Source organism: Pseudomonas sp. NPDC088368, assembly GCF_044753445.1.
Classification (GTDB): Bacteria; Pseudomonadota; Gammaproteobacteria; order Pseudomonadales; family Pseudomonadaceae; genus Aquipseudomonas; species Aquipseudomonas bambusae.
In genome coordinates, this window is sequence record NZ_JBIVNG010000015.1 from 32,100 (window position 1) to 53,151 (window position 21,052).

15 protein-coding genes are annotated in these 21,052 nt (G+C 62.7%); all 15 read left to right on the forward strand.

Annotation, left to right across the window (positions count from 1 at the left end; genetic code table 11):
- The 15 genes from flgK to pseG all read left to right on the forward strand — a co-directional run bounded on the left by flgK (nucleotide 1) and on the right by pseG (nucleotide 21,034).
- Complete coding sequence (flgK, locus tag ACIQAL_RS27795) at nucleotides 1-2,094, forward strand: flagellar hook-associated protein FlgK (protein ID WP_401151094.1); 2,094 nt, start codon at nucleotides 1-3, stop codon at nucleotides 2,092-2,094.
- A gap of 13 nt (nucleotides 2,095-2,107) precedes the next feature.
- Nucleotides 2,108-3,712: a flagellar hook-associated protein 3 gene (locus ACIQAL_RS27800; RefSeq protein WP_401151096.1), complete on the forward strand. Its 1,605-nt coding sequence runs from the start codon at nucleotides 2,108-2,110 to the stop codon at nucleotides 3,710-3,712.
- Between the two features lie 119 nt (nucleotides 3,713-3,831).
- Nucleotides 3,832-7,431 carry a glycosyltransferase gene (locus ACIQAL_RS27805; protein WP_401151098.1) on the forward strand — a complete coding sequence of 1,200 codons (3,600 nt, stop codon included), beginning with the start codon at nucleotides 3,832-3,834 and terminating at the stop codon, nucleotides 7,429-7,431.
- 360 nt (nucleotides 7,432-7,791) lie between these two features.
- A complete protein-coding gene (gene rfbF, locus ACIQAL_RS27810; protein WP_401151101.1) occupies nucleotides 7,792-8,565 on the forward strand; it encodes a glucose-1-phosphate cytidylyltransferase in 774 nt (257 codons plus the stop codon).
- Nucleotides 8,547-9,629 carry a CDP-glucose 4,6-dehydratase gene (rfbG, locus tag ACIQAL_RS27815; RefSeq protein ID WP_401151103.1) on the forward strand — a complete coding sequence of 361 codons (1,083 nt, stop codon included), beginning with the start codon at nucleotides 8,547-8,549 and terminating at the stop codon, nucleotides 9,627-9,629. The genes rfbF and rfbG overlap by 19 nt, the downstream gene beginning before the upstream one ends.
- Entirely contained in the window at nucleotides 9,626-10,186 is a 561-nt protein-coding gene (locus ACIQAL_RS27820) for a dTDP-4-dehydrorhamnose 3,5-epimerase family protein (RefSeq protein ID WP_401151106.1), read from the forward strand. The genes rfbG and ACIQAL_RS27820 overlap by 4 nt, the downstream gene beginning before the upstream one ends.
- Nucleotides 10,183-11,406 (forward strand): methyltransferase domain-containing protein, encoded by a 1,224-nt coding sequence (locus tag ACIQAL_RS27825; RefSeq protein ID WP_401151108.1) that lies wholly within the window; start codon nucleotides 10,183-10,185, stop codon nucleotides 11,404-11,406. Before ACIQAL_RS27820 ends, ACIQAL_RS27825 begins: the two co-directional genes overlap by 4 nt.
- Nucleotides 11,403-12,269 (forward strand): NAD-dependent epimerase/dehydratase family protein, encoded by an 867-nt coding sequence (locus ACIQAL_RS27830; RefSeq protein WP_401151110.1) that lies wholly within the window; start codon nucleotides 11,403-11,405, stop codon nucleotides 12,267-12,269. The genes ACIQAL_RS27825 and ACIQAL_RS27830 overlap by 4 nt, the downstream gene beginning before the upstream one ends.
- Nucleotides 12,259-13,341: a class I SAM-dependent methyltransferase gene (locus ACIQAL_RS27835; RefSeq protein ID WP_401151112.1), complete on the forward strand. Its 1,083-nt coding sequence runs from the start codon at nucleotides 12,259-12,261 to the stop codon at nucleotides 13,339-13,341. The genes ACIQAL_RS27830 and ACIQAL_RS27835 overlap by 11 nt, the downstream gene beginning before the upstream one ends.
- A 14-nt stretch (nucleotides 13,342-13,355) precedes the next feature.
- On the forward strand, nucleotides 13,356-14,090 hold the full coding sequence (locus ACIQAL_RS27840; protein ID WP_401151115.1) for a cephalosporin hydroxylase family protein: 735 nt from the start codon (nucleotides 13,356-13,358) through the stop codon (nucleotides 14,088-14,090).
- Nucleotides 14,091-14,141: 51 nt separating this feature from the next.
- Nucleotides 14,142-17,069: a TIGR00180 family glycosyltransferase gene (locus ACIQAL_RS27845; RefSeq protein WP_401151117.1), complete on the forward strand. Its 2,928-nt coding sequence runs from the start codon at nucleotides 14,142-14,144 to the stop codon at nucleotides 17,067-17,069.
- A gap of 23 nt (nucleotides 17,070-17,092) precedes the next feature.
- Nucleotides 17,093-18,094, forward strand: a complete 1,002-nt coding sequence (gene pseB, locus ACIQAL_RS27850; RefSeq protein WP_401151120.1) for a UDP-N-acetylglucosamine 4,6-dehydratase (inverting) — start codon at nucleotides 17,093-17,095, stop codon at nucleotides 18,092-18,094.
- Nucleotides 18,091-19,269 carry a UDP-4-amino-4,6-dideoxy-N-acetyl-beta-L-altrosamine transaminase gene (gene pseC, locus ACIQAL_RS27855; RefSeq protein WP_401151123.1) on the forward strand — a complete coding sequence of 393 codons (1,179 nt, stop codon included), beginning with the start codon at nucleotides 18,091-18,093 and terminating at the stop codon, nucleotides 19,267-19,269. Before pseB ends, pseC begins: the two co-directional genes overlap by 4 nt.
- The gene (pseF, locus tag ACIQAL_RS27860; protein WP_401151125.1) at nucleotides 19,266-19,967 is read left to right on the forward strand and encodes a pseudaminic acid cytidylyltransferase; all 702 of its coding nucleotides are present in this window, start codon (nucleotides 19,266-19,268) and stop codon (nucleotides 19,965-19,967) included. Before pseC ends, pseF begins: the two co-directional genes overlap by 4 nt.
- The gene (gene pseG, locus ACIQAL_RS27865) at nucleotides 19,964-21,034 is read left to right on the forward strand and encodes a UDP-2,4-diacetamido-2,4,6-trideoxy-beta-L-altropyranose hydrolase (RefSeq protein WP_401151127.1); all 1,071 of its coding nucleotides are present in this window, start codon (nucleotides 19,964-19,966) and stop codon (nucleotides 21,032-21,034) included. Before pseF ends, pseG begins: the two co-directional genes overlap by 4 nt.
- The last annotated feature ends 18 nt before the right edge of the window (nucleotides 21,035-21,052 follow it).

Sequence of the window (21,052 nt, forward strand, 5' to 3'; positions counted from 1 at the left end):
ATGTCACTGATCTCAATCGGGCTTTCAGGGCTGAACGCCAGCAGTGCAGCGATGACCACCATCGGCAACAACACTGCCAACGTCGATACGCTGGGCTATTCGCGCCAGCAAGTGATGACCACGGCCAGCGCGCAGCAGAATATCGGGGTCGGTTTCATCGGCACCGGTACCACGCTGTCCGACGTGCGTCGGATCTACAACAGCTACCTCGACACCCAATTGCAGACCAGTACGTCGCTCGACTCCGATGCGCAGGCGTACCTTGGCCAGGCCAGCAAGCTGGACTCGCTGTTGTCGAGCAGCTCCACCGGCATCAGCTCGGTGTTGAGCACCTTCTTCAATAACCTGCAGGCGCTGTCGAACAAACCGACCGACTCGGCGGCGCGCACCAATTTCCTGACCAGCGCCTCGGCGTTGTCTGCGCAGTTCAATTCGATCTCGTCCCAGATGAAGGACCAGAACGCGAACATCAACACCCAGATGTCCGCCGTGGCCGGTCAGGTGAACTCGCTGGCGGCCTCGATCGCCGACATGAACAAGCAGATCACTCAGACACAAGCCTTGGGCGGTCAGCCGAATACGCTGCTGGATGCCCGTAACGAAGCGGTGCGTCAGCTCAACGGTCTGGTGGGCGCCAAGGTCGTCGAGACCAACGGCAACTACGACGTTTACATCGGCACCGGTCAGCCTCTGGTCACCGGCACCCAAGCCAACACCCTGAGTGCGGTGCCCAGCGACACCGATCCGACCGCGTTCGCGCTCAAGCTGAACTACCAGAACAGCAACGTCGATGTCTCCAGCGTCGTGAGCGGCGGTACGCTCGGTGGCTTGCTCCGCTATCGCAGTGATGTGCTGCAACCGGCAGCCAGCGAGCTGGGTCGCATGGCCGTGGTGGTGACCGATCAGGTCAACCAGCAACTGAATCAGGGTGTGGACGCCAACGGCCAATTCGGCGCCAACCTGTTCAAGGACATCAACGATCCGAGCCTGACCATCCAGCGCTCGATTGGTAACAAAAATAACGACCAGAGCTCCGGCATCCTGGCCGTTAACATCACCAACACGGGTGTGCTCAGTACCGGCAATTATTCGGTCACTTTTGGTCCCGGCGCTGCGGGCACTGCCGCTTCGACGTACACCGTGAGGGCGGCCGACGGCTCTAGCCTGGGTCCCTACAACATTGCTGATCCGGCGCCGACCACGTTGACCGACAAATTGGGCTTTTCCCTGTCGTTCAATAATTCGAGCAATGGCACGACCCCGCCGGGCACGTTCAAGGTGGGCGACAGCTTCCAGGTCAGCCCGACCAAGACCGGTGCCGATGGCATCAAGACCGTTCTCACGGACCCGAAAGCCATCGCGGTCGCCGCCCCCCTGACGGGTACTGCAGGCGCGAGCAACGATCAGTCCGCCAGTTTCACCCAACCGACGCTGGTCAATCACGCGGACATCTACAACCCGACCGCGACCGCCGATCTGCGTAATGCGATTACCGGTGCCACACCGATGCGGCTGTTGATGGGGGCCGTCACCAATGGCGCCCAGGGCTACTCGCTGGTGGATGCAAACGGGAACGCAGTCAAGGACAAAAACGGCGTCGCCATCACCGGTAATATTGTGCCGGGTACGAAAAACGACATCACCCTGAACGTGGGCTACACCGACAGCGCTCCAAGTGCGCAGTCGTTCACGATCGGCCTGTCGATTTCGGGCTCGCCAAAGGCAGGCGACACCTTCAGCATCGCGCTGACCGGCGCTGGCTCTTCGGACAACCGTAACGCCGAGTCCACCCTCGGCCTGCAAACCAAGCAGACCATTGGCAACAGTGCGAACAACGGCACCGGCACCAGCATCAGTGGCGCCAACAGCAACATGATCACCGCCGTCGGCTCCAAGGCCAGCCAGGCCAAGGACGACGCCACGGCGACCACTGCCGTGCTGACCCAGGCCAAGAGTGCTCGCGACAGCGTGTCTGGCGTGTCCCTCGATGAAGAAGCGGCCAACCTGGTCAAGTACCAGCAGTACTACACCGCGTCGTCGCAGATCATCAAAGCGGCTCAAGCCATCTTCAGCACGCTGATCAACAGTCTTTAAGGAGTCGTAATTCATGCGTATCTCAACGACCCAGTTTTACGAAACCAGCGCGTCGAACTACTCGCGTACTTACGCCAACGTCGTCAAGACCGGCGACGAAGTGGCCAGCCAGGTCAAGCTCAACACCGCAGGCGATGACCCGGTGGGCGCGGCCCGTGTGCTGCAATTGCAGCAAATGGGCACGATGCTGAACCAGTACAAATCCAACATCGACAACATCAACACCGGTGTGGTCCAGACCGAGACGGCATTGACGTCGATCACGTCGGCCATCCAGCGTGCCCAAGACCTGGTGCTTCAGGCGGGCAGCGCCACCTTCACCGACAAGGACCGTCAGGCCAACGCCGCGGAGCTCACGTCCCTGCAGAGCCAGATTCTGGGCCTGATGAACAGCAAGGACGCCAACGGCTCGTACCTGTTCTCCGGCTCGAAATCCACCACCCCGCCGTATGTGGTCAATCCTGATGGCACCTACAGTTATCAAGGCGACCAGACTCGTAACATGCTGGCGATCGGCAGCGGCATTTCCATGGCCAGCAATACCACTGGCTGGGATGCGTTCGAGCAGGCGGTCAATACGACCCGTACCTCGTCAACCCTGACTGCGGGTGCCGATGACGGTGTGATTTCCCTGTCCGGCGGCGTTGTCGCCAACGACGCCACCTATGACAGCAAGTTCACGGCGGGTCAGCCGTACAAGATCAGCTTCACCAGCAGCACCCAGTACCAGATCCTGGACAAGAACAATACAGATGTCACCGCCGAAGCGACCTCGGTCGGCAAATTCGACTCGTCCTCCGCCGCAGGGCAGACCATTGGTTTCCGCGGGCTGGAACTGACGCTGAACATCAATCTGACCGACGCTCAGAAAGCCACGACCACAGCGGCAGACGCCGCTGTGAGCAATCACACCTTCACCTTGGGCGTGACCCCAAGCTCGGTCAGCACCGCGCGCCTGCCGACCAACTCGTCGGCCAGCACGGTGATCACCTCGTCGCAGGTCACCGATCAGGCGACTTTCGACAAGATTTTCCCGAATGGCGGTGCGATTCTGCGCTTCACCGGGACCAACACCTTCGATTTGTACGCCGCACCGTATGACCCGGCCAGCACCCCAGTGGTCACCGGTGGCTCGTTGACCGGCACGCCCGTGGCCAACCAGGCCGTTGCGGCGGGTGTGACATTCACCTTCAGCGGCTCCCCGCCTGCGTTGGCGAATGGCGACCAGTTCACGGCTAACTCGTCGACCCAACAGACCGAGAACCTCCTCAACACCCTGTCGACCGTGATCACGGCCCTCAACGGCAAAGTGGACGGCGACCCGGTGGCCACGCAGAAACTGCAAGCCACCCTGAACTCGACCATCGGCAACCTCAAAAGCCAGGCCAACCAGATCAGTGACGCGGTCAGCGACGGCGGCGCCCGTTCAGCCACCGCGACCGATCAACGCGTCACCAACCAGAACCTTCTGGACAACGGCACCACCGAAGCCGGGACCATCACGGCCTCCGACCCGGTCGACGCCATTTCGCGGCTGACCCTGCAAAAAACCATGTTGCAGGCCTCGCAACTGGTGTTCACCCAGCTTTCCTCGCTGAACCTGTTCAGCAAGCTGTAATCGCCTGACCTCTGGCAGGGCCGACGATCAATCGGCCCTGCCAGCGCAGGCCGTCAACCGTTATTGTCAGCGGTTCAGCAGGACAGACCCATTCTGCTTGCCGCCTGTGAGTCTTTCCCGTGAATTCAGCGCCTCTCGTCAGCATCGTCATTCCCGCCTACCACACACGTTTCTTCCAGCGGGCGCTGCAGGGGGCGCTGATTCAGCACTATGGCGCTGTGGAAGTCATTGTCTGCGACGACTCCCGGGGGGACGAGATCCGCACCGTGTTCGACGCCCTGACGCAGGATTCGGCGGTGTCGGCGCGTTACGTGCGCAACCCCCAACGCCTGGGCTTCATTGGCAACCTGCACGCGTGCCTTGCCGAAGCCAAGGGTGAATTCATCAAGTTCCTGTGCGACGACGACCAGATATTCCCGCAATCAGTGGGGATGCAGGTCGAGCAACTGGTCAAGCATGCCGACGTGAGCCTGGTGCTGTCGCAACGGTTGTTCTGGGACGCCGACGACATCCAGTTGCCGTCGCGTCTGGAGAACTCCCCGTTGTCGCCCACCAGCGCGATCTTCAAGGGCGAAGACCTGCTGAACATCGTCGAAATCTACCCGCTGAATTTCCTGGGTGGCCTGAGCAGTGCGCTGTTCCGCCGCGAAGACGTGTTGAATTATCTGCCAGGCCTGACCGTGCCGGGTCAGAGCTTCGCCGGGCTGCTGGACCTGGCGCTGTATGTCTGCATGATGCACCACGGCAACGTGGCGGTCCTGAACAACGTGCTCGGCGTCGAGCGCCTGCATGCGGAACGCCTCAGTCGCCAGCAGGCCATGCAGTCTTCGATTGAAACCGAGCAATCGTGGCTCCTTGAGATGATCAAGGCCCGCACCGGTGAGCCCTACCTGGGCAAAGGCTGGGTGCGGTATATGCCCTTCACCGACGACATGGGCGCCGAGCGCGATTGGCAGGAGCACGCGTTGTCTCGCTCACTGGGCACGCTGCAGACAACCCAGGGTTTGCGGGTGGGCACCAGCAGCGAAAGCTTCGCCGAACTGTACGAACAGTGGCTCGCCTGCCGGACCTTGCGCGACGTGCAGCGCCAGCAACTGCCGAACCTCCTGATGCATTGGCCGTCGCGGCCGAAGATCGTTCCGGTGATCCTCGATGACACCGGCAGCCGCGCCAGCCTGGACACGACCCTGGAGAGCCTGGACGAGCAGCTTTATGCGCCTGAGCTGACATTGGTGTTGTCCAGGGACAGCACGTCTTCGTCGCTTGAGGGCCGCATCTTCACGATGCCGTTGCAGGATGATCCCTGGACTCAGCTCAACACGCTGTTGCCGCAACTGGACGGCGCGCAGTGGGTTTACCTGCTGCGGGCGGGCGACCGTTTGGTCAAGCCGGCATTGCTGATGCTGGCCGAGCGCATTGCCATGAACGATCGCCTTCGCTGTCTCTATTGCGATGAGGGCGCGTTGATTGATGGTGAGTCGGCGGAGCCGGTGTTCAAGCCTGCTTTCAACCTTGATCTGTTGCGCAGTTACCCCTATGTGGGCCGGTGCCTGGCGTTTCAGCGCGACGCGCTGCTCCAGCATGGCGGCCTGGATGCCCGCTTCGGCGAACTGGCGCCCCACGACCTGCTCTGGCGTCTGGTCGAGGAGGGCGGGGCCGATGCCATCGGGCACCTGAGTGAACTGACCGTGGAATCCCGCTTCCCGCTGTCCAGGTGGCTGGCGCTGCCCGAGGTGGGGGAACACAACCTCGGCGTGGTTGAGGCCCATCTTCAACGCTGCGCGATTGCCAGCACCGTCGAACGGGACGTCAACCTGCCGCTGCTCAACCGTATTCGCTACCTGCATGACGACGAGCCGCTGGTGTCGATCATGATTGTCATCAAGGATCAGCTCGCGCCGTTGCAGCGCTGCGTGGAAAACCTGCTGAACCTGACCGCTTATGGCCGCTATGAACTGCTCATCCTCGACAACGGCAGCGTGCAGTCCAACACCCTTGACTGGCTGGGAGAAATGGGCCAACTGGACCCGTCTCGCCTGCAAGTGCTGACGTTCGCGGGCGACACTGATCATGCAGCGCTGTACAACGCTGCCGCCGTGGAGGCACGGGGCGACTACCTGCTGCTGCTCAGTCCGTATTCGGTGGTGACTCACGGCAACTGGCTCAACGAAATGCTCGATCAGGCCCGTCGTCCCGACGTGGGCGTGGTGGGGCCGAAACTGTTCGGTCCGGATGGCAGTGTGGTGCACGCCGGGATGATCCTCGGGTTGCACGGCCCGGCTGGTATGCCGTTTCGCGGCGAGACGCTGCAGGCGGGCGGCTACATGCAGCGTCTGCAAGTGGTGCATGACTTGAGCGCGGTCGGCGCGGATTGCCTGATGGTGCGCAGGTCGCTGTTCGAGGGGCTGGAGGGGCTGAATGCGGCTGACTTCGGGTGCAGCCTGAGTCATGTGGATTTCTGTCTTCGGGTGCGTGAGTCCGGTCATCTGGTGGTGTGGACACCGCAAGCGCTGCTGGCGCGTGGCGCCCAGCCTGACGTCCCTCATGATGCCGAGCGGGCCAGGCGGCAGCAGGAGGAAAACCAGCGGTTTTACCTGCGCTGGCTGCCGTGGGTCGCTCGTGATCCCGCCTACAATCCGAACCTGTCGCTGAAGAGCCTGGGGGCCGCAAGCTTTGGCCTGGACCCCGGCTTGAACAGCGGCTGGACGCCTTTTTCCGCGGCTCACCTGCCGAAAGTGCTGGCGTTGCCGATCAACGCCTCGGCCATCGGTCACTACCGCGTCACCGAGCCTCTGATTGCCCTTGAGTCGGCAGGCCGGGCGACGGGGGTGATCAGCTATGCGCAACCCGACCTGATCGAGGTCGAGCGTCATTCCCCGGACATCATGGTCCTGCAAGGCCGTTACAGCCAGACACGGGTGGATGAGATCGCCGAACTGAAAACCTACTCCAACGCGCGACGCATCTTCGAACTCGACGATTACGTGATCCACGTGCCGAAGAAAAACGAACACGTGCGGGGCATGCCGGACAAGCAGGAGATGGAGCGTCTGGTGCGCCAGGGTATTTCGTTGTGCGACCGGGTCGTGGTGTCCACGCAACCGCTGGCGGACGCGCTGTCGTCGATGCACCACGACATACGCGTGGTGCCAAACATGCTGACCCCGGCCCTGTGGGACAGTTTGCGCAGCCAGCGGCGCACCAGCCGCAAACCGCGAGTGGGCTGGGGCGGAGGCACCAGCCACACCGGTGACCTGGAGATCATTGCCGAGGTGGTGCGCACCTTGGCGGATGAGGTCAACTGGGTGTTCTTCGGCATGTGCCCGCCTGGGCTGCGGCCTTACGTTCACGAGTTTCACCCGGTCATTCCGCTGGACATGTACCCGGCGAAACTGGCCAGCCTGAACCTGGACCTGGCATTGGCGCCGCTGGAGAAGCACATCTTCAACGACTGCAAGAGCAACCTGCGCCTCTTGGAATACGGCGCATGTGGCTACCCGGTCATCTGCACGGAAACGGCGGCGTATCAGGGCTACCTGCCTCGCACCCGGATTTTGACCAACAGCACCGAAGAATGGCTGGACGCGATTCGCGGCCACCTGTCCGACCCGGATGCCAGCTACCGCCAGGGCGATGCACTGCGCGAAGTGGTCAAGCGCGACTTCATGCTGCGCGAAGACAACCTGCAGCATTGGGTGCATGGGTGGTTGGCGGATTAATCTCCGCCAGCGGAGGCCTGTAGGCACGCATGCATTTGCGCGAGGGCGGCACAGCCGACAAACCCCTCGCGCCCGACCCCTTTTTCGCGAACGAATTCGCTCCTGCCATTGATCCTGTCTCCCCGCCGAGATCCCGAGAGACGCCGTCGAACCGTGCCTGCGATGGCGTCAAACCGGGCACGTCTTCCCCCGCCCAAAACTGGCGCGGTTCATGCAAGTCCTCCTGATATCGCCATAAATCGTGCGTTGCGTGTGTCGTTTTTGCGAATCAACGCGAAGGTCGGATCAGTCGTTTGACGTTCGGGGCACACCCTTCGCGCGAGCGCGGCGGCGCGCTGTCGGGACAGGAGGAGTAGGCAGGTGAAGGCAATTATTCTGGCGGGTGGACTGGGAACTCGGATCAGCGAGGAATCCCATCTCAAGCCGAAACCGATGATCGAGATCGGCGGAAAGCCAATTCTCTGGCACATCATGAAGCAGTACTCCGCTCACGGTATCCACGACTTCGTGATTTGCCTGGGCTACAAGGGTTACGCGATCAAGGATTTCTTCGCCAACTACTTCCTGCACACCTCCGACGTGACGTTCGACATGCGCAATAACCGCATGGACGTCCACGAAAACTACAGCGAGCCCTGGCGCGTGACGCTGGTCGACACCGGCGAAGACACCCTCACCGGTGGCCGCCTCAAGCGCGTACGAAAGTACGTGGAAGACGACGAAGCGTTCTGTTTCACCTATGGCGACGGCGTTTCCGACCTGAACATCGGCGCGTTGGTCGATTTCCATCTGCAGCATGGCAAGCTGGCCACGGTCACCGCCGTGCAACCCCCTGGCCGCTACGGTGCGCTCAATTGCGTGGGCGACAGCGTCACCGGTTTCACGGAGAAACCACCGGGAGATGGCGGCTGGATCAACGGCGGCTTTTTCGTGCTGTCGCCCAAGGTCATCCCGTACATCGAACACGATCAGACCCCGTGGGAGTCCGAGCCCTTGGCGCGCCTGGCCACCGAAGGGCAGCTCAAGGCGTTCGAACACGCAGGCTTCTGGCACCCGATGGACACCTTGCGCGACAAGAATCACCTCGAAGACCTGTGGCAGCGCGGGGAGGCTCCATGGAAAAGCTGGGCGTGAACGCCGGCTTCTGGCAAGGCAAGCGCGTGCTGCTGACCGGCCACACCGGGTTCAAGGGCAGTTGGCTGTCGCTGTGGCTGGCGCGCATGGGCGCGCAGGTGACCGGCTTTGCGCTGGACCCCGGCACCGAGCAGAGCCTGTTCGAACTGGCCCGCGTCGATCAGGGCCTGAGCGACCAGCGCGGCGACCTGCGTGACCTGGGCGCCTTGCTCGATCTGATCGCCCGCACCCAGCCGGAAATCGTCCTGCATCTGGCGGCGCAGCCGTTGGTGCGTGAAGGCTACCGTGATCCGCTGGGCACCTATTCCACCAACGTCATGGGCACGCTCAACTTGCTGGACGCGATTCGCCAGGTGGGCGGCGTGCGCGCCTGCGTGCTGGTCACCACCGACAAGGTGTACGCGAATCAGGAGTGGCTGTGGCCGTACCGGGAAAACGAACCCCTCGGCGGTCACGACCCTTACAGCAGCAGCAAGGCGTGCTGCGAACTGCTGGCGCAATCCTACGCCGCGTCATTCTTTCCGGCCGAAGGCTACGCCGAACATGGCCTGGCGCTGGCGACGGCGCGGGCGGGCAATGTGCTGGGCGGTGGCGATTTCGCCCCGGAGCGCCTGATCCCCGACGTGCTCAGAGCCTGGTCGGCCCACGACCCCGTGACCCTGCGCTACCCCCACGCTGTGCGCCCGTGGCAACATGCGCTGGAGCCGTTGGCGGGGTATCTGCTGTTGGCTGAGCGGCTGTATCAACACGGCCCGGAATACGGCGGTGCCTGGAATTTCGGACCGAGCGACGACGACATGTGTTCCGTCGGCGATGTGGTCGCGACCCTCGCCAGACACTGGCCGCAGGCGCCAGGCTTGCGCGTCGAGCCGAGCGACATGCATGAGGCCGGTTTGCTGCGACTGGACAGCGCCCGCGCCCGGCAGCGCCTGCAATGGAAACCCCGCTGGTCCCTCGAACAGTGCCTCAAGCACACCGTGGACTGGCACCTGGCCTGGAAACGCGGCGACGACATGCACGACTTCACCCAACGCCAGCTGGCGTTGTACACGGAGGCGGCGTGAGCGAAATGCAGTTAATCGCGTTGCCGCTGGCGGGCCTGTTCAGCCTTGAGCATCGCCGTCATGCCGACGCCCGTGGGCAGTTCAGTCGTTTGTTTTGCGAAGGCAGCCTGAGTGCGTTTGGCCGTCCGTTTCATGTTCGTCAGATCAACCATTCCTGCACGGCGGAGCGGGGCAGCGTGCGCGGGCTCCACTACCAGACCGCTGCGCAGTTGGAGGCCAAGCTGATCACCTGCCTGCGCGGTGAAGTGTGGGACGTGGCCGTCGACCTCAACCCTGAGTCGGCCACTTTCCTGCACTGGCACGCCGAACACCTGGTCGCCGGTGACGGGCGTAGCCTGTTGATTCCCGCCGGGTTCGCCCACGGTTTTCAGGCGCTGAGCGATGACGCGCAGCTGCTGTATCTGCACAGCGCCGACTACACCCCCGAGCATGAAGCCGGGTTGTCGGTGCACGACCCAAGGCTGGCTATCCAATGGCCGTTGCCTGTCAAGAATCTGTCAGCCCGCGACGAATCCCATTCTTTTCTGACCCCATCCTTTGCCGGAGTGCGTGTATGAACTGCCGTGGCTGCGGCGCTCATTTGAGCCTGCCACTGATCGACCTGGGCACGTCGCCCCCGTCCAACGCCTACCTGCGTGCCGAGCAATTGACCCAGGCCGAGCAGTGGGTGCCGTTGAAAGTGGAAGTCTGCGAAGCCTGCTGGCTGGTGCAGACCAATGATTACACCAGTGCGCACAGCCTCTTCGACGCCGACTATGCCTATTTCAGTTCGTATTCCAGTTCTTGGCTGAACCACGCGCAGCAATACGTTGCGCAGATGGTCGAGCGCTTTGGTTTGAACGCCGACAGCCGCGTGGTGGAAATCGCCGCCAACGATGGCTACCTGTTGCAGTACGTCAAAGCGCGCGGTATCGCCTGCCTGGGTGTCGAGCCGACCCGCAGCACCGCCGAGGCCGCGCGGGCAAAAGGGCTGGAGATTCGCGAGGTGTTTTTCGGCAAGGGCAGCGCCACGGCGTTGCGCGACGAAGGCTGGGCGGCCGACCTTATGGCCGCCAACAACGTGTTAGCCCACGTACCGGACATCAACGATTTCCTGGCGGGCTTCGCGACCCTGCTCAAGCCGTCAGGCGTTGCCACGTTCGAATTCCCGCAACTGCTAACGCTGATGGCGGGCGGTCAATTCGACACCCTGTACCACGAACACTATTCGTACCTGTCGCTGACCGCCGTCGACACTCTGTGCGCGCGCAACGGCTTGCAGGTGTTCGACGTCTCCGAGCTGCCGACCCACGGCGGTTCGCTGCGGGTGTTCGTGCAGCGTATCAACGGCACGCAACCCCGTTCGCCTGCGGTCGCGCAACAACTGGAAAAAGAGCTGAGCGCGGGAGTCAAGACGCGTGATTACTACGCCACGCTGGCGCCTGCCGCCGAACGCATCAAATTGCAGCTCCTGGACTTTTTGCTCAAAGCGAAAACCGAAGGCAAACGTGTCGTCGGTTACGGCGCGGCGGCCAAGGGCAACACTTTGCTCAACTACGCCGGGGTCAAGGCCGACCTGCTCGCCTGGGTCGCCGACGCCAACCCCCACAAGCAGGGCAAATTCCTGCCGGGCAGCCGCATCCCTGTGGCGTCACCGGATCGCCTGATCGTAGAGCAACCCGATTACGTGCTGGTGCTGCCGTGGAACCTGATCAATGAGGTCAGCGAACAACTCGCTGTCGTGAAAGGCTGGGGCGGACGTTTCGTCATCGCTGTGCCTGAGCTGCGCATCCTGTGAGCGGCGCCAAAGTATTGCTGACCGGCGCGACGGGCTTCGTCGGGCGCCACCTGGCCAGCGCGTTGCTCGAACGCGGTTTTCAGGTCCGAGCGGTGGCGCGCAACGTCGACGTGGTCCGGCGCATGCCGTGGTTTGCCGACGTCGAATGGGTAGCGGCCGACCTGCATGGCGAAGGCCTGGATATCGCGGCGCTGACCGACGGCATCAGCGCCCTGGCGCACCTGGCCTGGCCGGGTTTGCCGAATTACGGCGGGCTGTTCCACTTCGAACGCAATCTGCCCGCGGATTACGCCTTCATTCGCCAGGTGGTCGAGGCGGGCGTCAAGCACGTGATGGTCACCGGCACCTGTTTCGAATACGGCTTGCAGAGCGGCGCCCTCGATGAAGACCTCGTCGCGCAACCGGCCAACCCCTATGGCCTTGCGAAAAACACCCTGAGGCTGTTTCTCGAATCGTTGGCGCGCCAACACCCGTTCACGCTGCAGTGGGCGCGGCTGTTTTACCTGCACGGCGAAGGGCAGAACCCCAACAGCCTGCTGGCCAGCCTTGAGCGCGCCATCGACGAAAACGCAGTGTCGTTCGACATGTCCGCCGGCGAGCAACTGCGCGACTACCTGCCCATCACCACTGCAGCGAGGCACTTGGCGGCCTTGCTGCAACACCCCGAATTCAGCGGCGTGGTCAACATCAGCAGCGGCCAGCCGGTCTCGGTGCGCCGTCTGGTGGAACAACGCCTCAAGGATAGCGGCGCATCCCTGTCCCTGAACCTGGGGGCATTCGGCTATTCGGCCCACGAGCCAATGGCGTTCTGGGGAAATTGCGAACGTTTGCAACAGATACTGGGAGCTCACTATGTGGCATGAGTTATACCGCGCGACCGATCTGCCGGTGCTGCAGAACCGCACGTTCGCCGATGCCGAAGCGGCACAGCGGTCGGCAAGTGCCGACGTGGTGCTGGTGCAGGACCGCCGTACCGGGCTCATCTACAACCAGGCGTTCGACCCGGACAAGCTGGTCTACGACAGCAACTACCAGAACGAACAGGCTCATTCCGGCCTGTTCAAGCAGCACCTGGACGACGTGGAAGGCGTCATCGGCCAACATTTCGGCGGCCTGAGCCTCATCGAAGTCGGTTGCGGCAAGGGCTATTTTCTGGAATTGCTGCGCGAACGCGGCTATCCCGTCATCGGTATCGATCCTGCCTACGAGGGCACCAACCCCGACGTGGTGAAGGCGCCGTTCACCGCTGAGCTGGGGTTACGCGCCGATGCCGTGGTCTTGCGCCATGTCCTGGAGCATATTCCGGACCCGCTGGCATTCCTTCAGGAAATCGCCAAGGCCAACCAGGGCGGCCAGATTTACATCGAAGTGCCGTGTTTCGACTGGATTCTGGAGCACCGCGCCTGGTTCGACCTGTTCTACGAACACGTCAATTATTTCCGCCTCGACGATCTGCGTGGCCTGTTCGGCACCGTTCACGAAGCGGGGCACCTGTTCGGCGGCCAGTACCTGTACGTGGTGGCGGACCTTGCGACCGTGCGCGAGCCGGTCGCCGAGTCCGTGCCCGGTTCGATCCTGGAACACATGCCCGACGGCTTCACTGCCAGCCTCGAACGGGCGGTGCAGATCGTCCGCTCGACACCCGGCCAGGGCGCGGCGATCTGGGGGGCGTCCTCCAAGGGCGTGATCTATTCACTGTTTCTCCAGCGGGCCGGGGTAGCTGTCGATCATGTGGTCGACATCAATCCGGGCAAGCAGGGCCGATACCTGCCACTGAGCGGTCTACGCGTGTCGTCGCCGCAAGAGGCGCTGGACAGCCTGCCCGAAGGGGCAAACCTGTTCGTGATGAACTCCAATTACCTGGAAGAAATTCAACGGATGACCTCCGGCCGCTATGTCTACCACGCCGTCGACAGCGCGCAATTCCAACTTTGAACGAGGCACTACCCATGGCAAAGACTCCCGCGCAAATTTTCGAAGAAGAAGGCCAGGCCGAGATCGCGGCACAGGGCAAAGACCCGGAACTGGCTCGCCTGTCCCGCGACTTTTTCGACGTGTCGGCCCGGCACCGCTACAGCTATCACTTTTCGTGGATGGGCCGTCCGGTCATTCAGTACCCGCAAGACATGATGGCCATGCAGGAAATCATCTGGAGCGTGCGCCCGGACGTGATCGTCGAGACCGGCATCGCCCACGGCGGCTCGATCCTGTTCTACGCTTCGATGCTCGAACTGATCGGCCACGGTGAAGTGATCGGCATCGACATCGACATCCGCGCCCACAACCGTGAAGCCATCGAAGCCCATCCGATGAGCCGCCGCGTCAGCCTGATCCAAGGCTCGAGCATCGACAGCGCTATCGTCAATCAGGTGCGCGAGCGCGTCGCCGGCAAGAAAGTGCTGGTGGTGCTGGACTCCAACCACACCCATGAACACGTACTCGAAGAGCTTCGGCTGTATGCACCGATGGTGGCGGTGGGCAGCTACTGCGTGGTGATGGACACCGTGGTCGAAGACATGCCGGAAGATGCGTTTCCGGATCGTCCGTGGGGCAAGGGCGACAACCCGAAGACCGCCGTGTGGGCCTACCTGAAGGAAAACGACGATTTCCAGATCGACTCTGCCGTCGATCACAAGCTGTTGATCACCGTGGCACCTGACGGCTACCTGCGTCGCGTACGCTGAACCGCACCCGATCCATCACGCCATTTGAGCCGCCGGTAGTAGGAAAGAGACATGAAAGGCGATAAACATTTCGAAGCAGCAGCACCGCTTGACGCCCTGCTGACCATGGTCTTGATGACCCACGAGCGCCCGGCGTTCCTGCGCCGTGCCTTGCACTATTACGGCAGTCTGCCGTGCAAGATTCTGGTCCTGGATTCGTCGGCGCAGGCGCTCGATGCCGAGGACACCCGCTTCCCCCACGTCGACTACCGGCACCTGCCCGAATACAGCTATTGGGGCGTTCAGGCCAAGCTCGATTTCGGCGTGAAGCAGGTGACGACGCCGTACATGGTGTTCGCTGCGGACGATGATTTCGTCGTGCATGAAGCGCTGTCCGACAGCGTGAACTTTCTCGAAGCCCACGCCGATTACGGCATGTGCCATGGCTACTGCCTGATGTATTCGTCTCACGGCAACAAGGTGCATTACTTGCGTCGGGACAAGAAAGTCCAAGAGGATTACGACAGCGAGCAGGCCCAGGACCGTATCCACGATTACTTCAGCCAGTACCTGCCGCCGTTCTACGCCGTGACCCGCACCTCGGTGATCCGCGACTGGTACGACACCATGCCCGCCGGTACGGCGTTCGAGTGGCAGGAAGTCGGCCACGTGTATTACCTGCTGGCCCGGGGCAAGGCGCGGGTGCTGCCGATCCCTTATGTTGTGCGCGAAATCAACATCGGCCGCTCCGAACACAACACCGAGATCTACACCAAGCTGGCCGGAGTGGACGCGGCCACCGTCGCCGAGCGGGAAGCCTTCGCCGGGTTCCTGGCCGACGTCGCGGCGCCGCTGTTCGGCGTGCCTGCCCAGGCGGCAAGAGCGCTTACGCTGGACAGCTTCGACACCTTGGCCGAAAGCCTGCGCAGCCGGAACTCACTGACGGCGGAGCATATTTTCAATTCCACGTGGACCGACTTCCAAGGCCAGCCAACCCGTCTGTTCGGCCTGCATCAATACGTGGAAATGCCGTTCTACAACCAGGCCTTTTTCGATCAGCTGACGGCTCAGGAATTCCTGTTGCACGCCATGCCTGCCGGGTATGCGCAACTGGACGAACTCGAAGGCATCTGGGTGCGTCAGGAAGCGCTTTTGGCGACCCACGCCAACGATGTGCCGGACACCGTGATCAACCGCCTGTGGGCGGCGATGGACCTGAACGCGTTCAACAGGCGTGTGGTCAAGCGCCTGGCGCAACTGCTGACCGAGCAGGACGCCGAGGAGGCACCGCTGATGACTGCCTGGGCCGAACGGCTCGCGGCAGCCCCCGACTACGACAGCCTTCGCCGGCTTGAGGCCATGCCCTCGGGCAAGCTTCTGAACTGGCTCCCTGCCCGTAACCCTGACGCCGCTGAAGCGTCGGCGATTGGCCGGTACCTGGCCGGGAAAGATGGCGGGCCCGTGTTCGGTCTGCTGTTGCTGGACCTGGAAGGCGACATGGACAAGCTGCAAGTGACGCTCGACAGCTTGGTCGAAGGGCACAACAAGGCCTTTCGCGTGGTCGTGTTCACCACCGCCGAGCCGCCCACGTCGACGACCTTCAGCAACACGCTGCATTTCGTCAAGGTCAGCGCCAGCAACTACGTCGACAAACTCAATCAGGCCGTGCGCCAGATGACCAGCGACTGGGTCATGCTTGCTGAAGTCGGCGATCAGTTCACCGCGTCCGGCCTGTTGCGGGCGGGCCTGGAATTGCTCGGCGCCGACGGCATTCGTGCGGTGTGCGCCGATGAAATCCTGCGTCAGTCCAACGGCGCGCTGATCCATCAGTTCCGACCGGGCGTCAACCTGGACTTGCTGCAAGGCTCGCCGACCGGGATGGCCCGGCACTGGCTGATCCGGCGTGAGGTGTTCATCGAAGCGGGCGGCTATTCCGCCGACTTCAAGAACGCGCTGGAATTCGACCTGCTGCTCAAAGTCATCGAGCAGGGCGGCCTGGGCGGTCTGGCCCATCTGGATGAGCCGCTGCTGATCAGCGACGCGCCGCAGCTGGCAGATAACCCCCATGAGCGCATGGCGCTGGTCCGTCATCTGGGCGCGCGCGGCTACAAGGCGCTGGTCACCTTCGGTGAGGGCGGCACGCTGCAGATCGATTATCAGCACAGCGCACGTCCGCAGGTGTCGATCATCCTGCATGGCGCTGACGACCTGGACGCCTTGCAACGCTCGGTCACGAGTATCCTGCAGCGCACGCGCTACAGCGCGTATGAAGTGTTGGTGCCGGTGCATCAAGGCACCAGCGCCGCGATGCTGGACTGGCTTGCCAGCCGCGAGAAAGCGTCGAGCCGCCTGCGCGTCATCCGTGACGACGGCGACCGCACAGGGCCTGCGCAACTCAACGCGGCGGCCCGTCAGGCCCAGGGCGAGTACCTGGTGCTGCTGGCCGCCAACGCCGAAATCGTTAACCCGAACTGGCTGGGCACTTTGCTCAACGGCGGCCTGCGGCCCGAGGTGGGCATCGTCGGCGCCAAATCGATCGACAGCGTCGGCAAGCTGACTCAGGCGGGCCTGATTCTGGGCATGAACGGCGGCGTGGGTTCACCCTTCGTTGGCGAGGAGAAAGATGCCCACGGCTACTTGCAGCGCTTGCTGGTGGAACAGAACTACAGCGCCGTTTCAGCGACGTGCCTGATGGTGCGCAAAGAACTGTTCGACGCTGTCGGTGGTCTGGATGAAGAGCAGTTCGCGCAAGGCTTTGCCGATGTCGACCTGTGCCTGAAGGTGGGGCAGGCGGGCTACCTGACCGTATGGACCCCTCACGTGCAGATCGTTCATCCGGGCACCGTGCTTGATGCGCCCGGCGCATTGGCGGCGCTCAAAGACAAATGGGCCGCTTCGTTCGCCCATGACCTTGCCTACAACCGCAACCTGTCCCTGACGGGTAAAGGGTTTACCCTGGCAGCGCCGGCCCCGGTGAATTGGGCGCAGTTGCTCGCTTAGGGCATCACGTAAAGGACATCGTCATGTTCAACGGCAAATCAGTGTTTATCTCGGGCGCGACCGGTTCGTTCGGTCGCGTATTCATCCGCACGCTGCTGGAGCGCTATCAGCCCCGGCGCGTGGTGGTGTTTTCCCGCGATGAGCTCAAGCAATACGAAATGCAGCAGGAATTCAATGCGCCCTGCATGCGCTATTTCCTGGGCGACGTGCGCGATGCCGAGCGCTTGCACCAGGGCATGCGCGGCATCGACTACGTGGTTCATGCGGCGGCGCTCAAGCATGTGCCCGCAGCGGAATACAACCCCACCGAGTTCATTCGCACTAACGTCAATGGCGCGGAAAACATCATCTCGGCGGCCATCGCCAACGGGGTGAAAAAAGTCATCGCGCTGTCCACCGACAAGGCGGCCAGCCCTATCAACCTGTACGGCGCCACCAAGCTGCTCTCGGACAAACTGTTCGTCGCCGCCAACAACATCGGCGGTGAAGAGCAGACGCGTTTTTCCGTGGTGCGCTATGGCAACGTTGCCGGGTCCCGAGGCTCGATCGTGCCGTTCTTCAAGAAGCTGATCGCCGAGGGCGCCACGGAACTGCCGATCACCGATCCGCGCATGACCCGCTTCTGGATCACCCTGGATCACGGTGTGGATTTCGTGATGCAGAGCTTCGCGCGCATGCACGGCGGCGAAGTGTTCGTGCCGAAGATCCCGTCGGTGCACATCGTCGATCTCGCGAAGGCCATGGCCGTCGATCTGCCGCACAAGCTGGTGGGCATTCGTCCCGGTGAAAAACTGCACGAACTGATGGTGCCCCAGGACGACGCTCGCATGACACTGGAGTTCAAGGATCACTACACCATCGTGCCGTCGATTCGCTTCAACAGCATGGACACCGATTTCACCACCGACGCCACCGGTGAAAAGGGCCGCCCTGTGGCCGATGAGTTCGAATACCGCTCCGACACCAACCCGGACTTCATGTCGGTGGCGCAGATCAGCCAACTGCACGCCGACATCCAGCCATGATTCCGTACGGCCGTCAGAGCCTCGATCAGGCGGACATTGACGCCGTGGTCGAGGTGCTCAAATCGGACTGGCTGACCCAGGGTCCGACCATCGAACGCTTCGAAGCGGCGATGGCGGTGCGCTGCGAGGCAGGTTTTGGCGTGGCGGTGTGCAATGCCACGGCGGCCCTGCACATCGCCTGTCTGGCGGCGGGATTGGGGGAGGGCGACTGGCTCTGGACCAGCCCCAACACCTTTCTGGCGTCGGCCAACTGCGGTCGTTATTGCGGGGCTAATGTGGACTTCGTCGACATCGACCCGTTGACCTGGAACCTCGATGCCGACGCGCTGGCGCAGAAACTGAAGATCGCCGAAGGCGAGGGCACGCTGCCGAAGGTGCTGGTGGCGGTGGCGTTTTCGGGACAGAGCTGTGACATGCGGGCGATCCGCGAGCTGTCGCGACGCTATGGGTTCGTGGTCATCGAAGACGCGTCTCACGCCGTAGGTGCCCGCTACGCCGGTCGCCCGGTGGGTTGCGGCGAATACGCCGACATGACCGTGTTCAGCTTCCATCCGGTCAAAATCGTCACCACCGGGGAGGGCGGACTGGTGCTGACCAACCGCCCCGAGCTGGCCGAGCGCTTGCGGCGTCTGCGCAGCCACGGCATGACCCGCGACCCGGCGCAGATGGACGAACCGAGCCACGGCCCTTGGTATTACCAGCAGGTCGAACTGGGGTTCAACTACCGCATCACTGACATGCAGGCGGCGCTGGGCCTTTCGCAACTGGACAAACTGGAGGGTTTTCTGGCGCGCCGTCGTGCGCTGGTGGCCCAGTATCAAACTCTGCTCGGCGATCTGCCGCTGACCTTGCCGACCCTTCAGCCCGACGCCGAATCGGCGTGGCATCTGTATGTCGTGCGGGTGCAGACCGAGGGCTTGAGCGTCAGCCATCGCGACGTGTTCGAAGGCCTGCGCGCAGCGGGCATCGGCGTCAATGTGCATTACATCCCGGTCCACTTGCAGCCGTATTACCGCGACCTCGGCTTCAAGCCTGGTGATTTCCCCGAAGCCGAGGCTTATTACGCCCAGGCCATCAGCCTGCCGATGTACCCGGCCATGACCGACGAGCAGCAGGACTACGTGGTCGATCACTTGCGGCGTTTGCTCGCTGACGGTCAAGGTCCGCAACGATGACCGCGCTCGCTGTGATTCCTGCCCGGGGCGGCAGTCAGCGCATCCCGCGCAAGAACCTGAAGTTGTTCAACGGCGAACCGATGATCGTCGGCTCGATTCGCGCTGCGTTGAAAAGCGGCCTGTTCGACCGCGTGATTGTCAGCACCGACGACGAAGAAATCGCCGACATAGTGCGTCAACACGGCGCTGACGTGCCGTTCCTGCGTCCGGCGGAGCTGTCCGATGCCTTCACCGGGACCGGACCGGTGGTGCAACACGCGATCCGCACGCTGGACCGGCGCTACGATTACACCTGCTGCGTTTATGCCACAGCGCCGCTGTTGCAGCCGCGTTTTTTGCGCAAAGGGTTCGAGGCGTTGCAGGCGGCGCCGGACAAGGCCTTTGCATTTTCGGTGTGCAGTTTCGGATTCCCCGTTCAACGCGCCCTTAAGCTCAACGATGACGGCAGCGTCGACGCCATGCACCCCGAGTTCCGCCACGTACGCTCCCAGGATTTGCCAGCGGCGTATCAAGATGCCGGTCAGTTTTACTGGGGACGCAGTGAGGCGTGGCTGCGAGGCGACGTGATGTTTTCGCCCCGGAGCCTGCCGGTGATCCTGCCTCGGCATCTGGTCCAGGACATCGACGACGAAGAAGACTGGCTGCGCGCTGAATACCTCTATGCGGCGCTCAAGGCGGGCGGGGAAATCGAGCCGTGAGAGTGCTGATTCGCGCCGACGCGTCCATCGCCATCGGCAGCGGCCACATCGCCCGCTGCCTGACGCTGGCCAATGTCCTGCGCAAAGGCGGCGCCGAGGTGGTGTTTGCCTGCCGGGCGTTGCCCGGCCATTTGCTGCAACGACTGCGCGACCAAGGCTACGTCGCCCACGGCTTACCCGAGCGTTATCCGCACGAGCAGAGCGGCGCGGACATCGAGGCGCGTTTGCCGTGGCAGGCCGACGTCAATGCCCTTGCCGATGCCGTTGCGCAGGCGCCGCGCTTCGATTGGCTGATTGTCGATCACTACGGGCTGGATGCGCAGTGGGAGCGTGCGGCGCGGCGTTTCGCCCGGCGCTTGATGGCCATCGACGACCTGGCCAATCGGCCTCACGCCGTGGACCTCTTGCTCGACCAGAATTTTTCCGCTCACGCCGTGCAGGGGGCTTACGCCCAGTGGGTGGACCGCGATTGCCAGACGTTTCTCGGCCCCCGGTTCGCCCTGTTGCGTGACGAATTCCAGTGCCAGCCCATCGTGATCAAGCCGAAGGTGAAGCGGGTGCTGGTCAACTTTGGCGGGTTCGATGCGGCGCGTCAGGTGTACGCCACGTTGTTGGCATTACAGGGCTTCGATGATCTGCACGTGGATGTCGTCGCCGGGCTGCATAACCCCGAGTGGGCTGCGATGAGCGCGCTGGCGGAGGCGCACCCGAACTGGCGTTTGCACACGCTGGTCGTCGATTTTTTCGAGCGAATGCAGCAGGCGGACCTGTTCATTGGCGCAGGCGGCGGCACCACTTGGGAACGCGCCGCGCTGGGGTTGCCGACGATCTGTATTTCGGTGGCGAACAATCAACAGCTCAATGCACAGCTGCTGGCTGAGGCGGGCATACACCTCTACCTCGGCCCCCATGAACAGTTGGAACCGCAGCGATTGGTCGAGGCGATTGCCCGACTGATCGACGACGCGCCGCAACGTCGGGCGTTCGCTGAACGCTCACGGGCGCTGGTGGACGGCTGCGGCGCGCAACGGCTGGCGGACGCGCTTTTCGGCGCAGTCGGGCCATGACCCCTTTTCAGTGAGTGA

Excerpts from the sequence above, each read along its gene's own strand:
- flgK (WP_401151094.1), top strand. The coding sequence starts at position 1 with ATGTCACTGATCTCAATCGGGCTTTCAGGGCTGAACGCCAGCAGTGCA.
- ACIQAL_RS27800 (WP_401151096.1), top strand. The coding sequence starts at position 2,108 with ATGCGTATCTCAACGACCCAGTTTTACGAAACCAGCGCGTCGAACTAC.
- rfbG (WP_401151103.1), top strand. The coding sequence starts at position 8,547 with ATGGAAAAGCTGGGCGTGAACGCCGGCTTCTGGCAAGGCAAGCGCGTG.
- ACIQAL_RS27825 (WP_401151108.1), top strand. The coding sequence starts at position 10,183 with ATGAACTGCCGTGGCTGCGGCGCTCATTTGAGCCTGCCACTGATCGAC.
- ACIQAL_RS27835 (WP_401151112.1), top strand. The coding sequence starts at position 12,259 with ATGTGGCATGAGTTATACCGCGCGACCGATCTGCCGGTGCTGCAGAAC.
- ACIQAL_RS27840 (WP_401151115.1), top strand. The coding sequence starts at position 13,356 with ATGGCAAAGACTCCCGCGCAAATTTTCGAAGAAGAAGGCCAGGCCGAG.
- ACIQAL_RS27845 (WP_401151117.1), top strand. The coding sequence starts at position 14,142 with ATGAAAGGCGATAAACATTTCGAAGCAGCAGCACCGCTTGACGCCCTG.
- pseB (WP_401151120.1), top strand. The coding sequence starts at position 17,093 with ATGTTCAACGGCAAATCAGTGTTTATCTCGGGCGCGACCGGTTCGTTC.
- pseC (WP_401151123.1), top strand. The coding sequence starts at position 18,091 with ATGATTCCGTACGGCCGTCAGAGCCTCGATCAGGCGGACATTGACGCC.
- pseF (WP_401151125.1), top strand. The coding sequence starts at position 19,266 with ATGACCGCGCTCGCTGTGATTCCTGCCCGGGGCGGCAGTCAGCGCATC.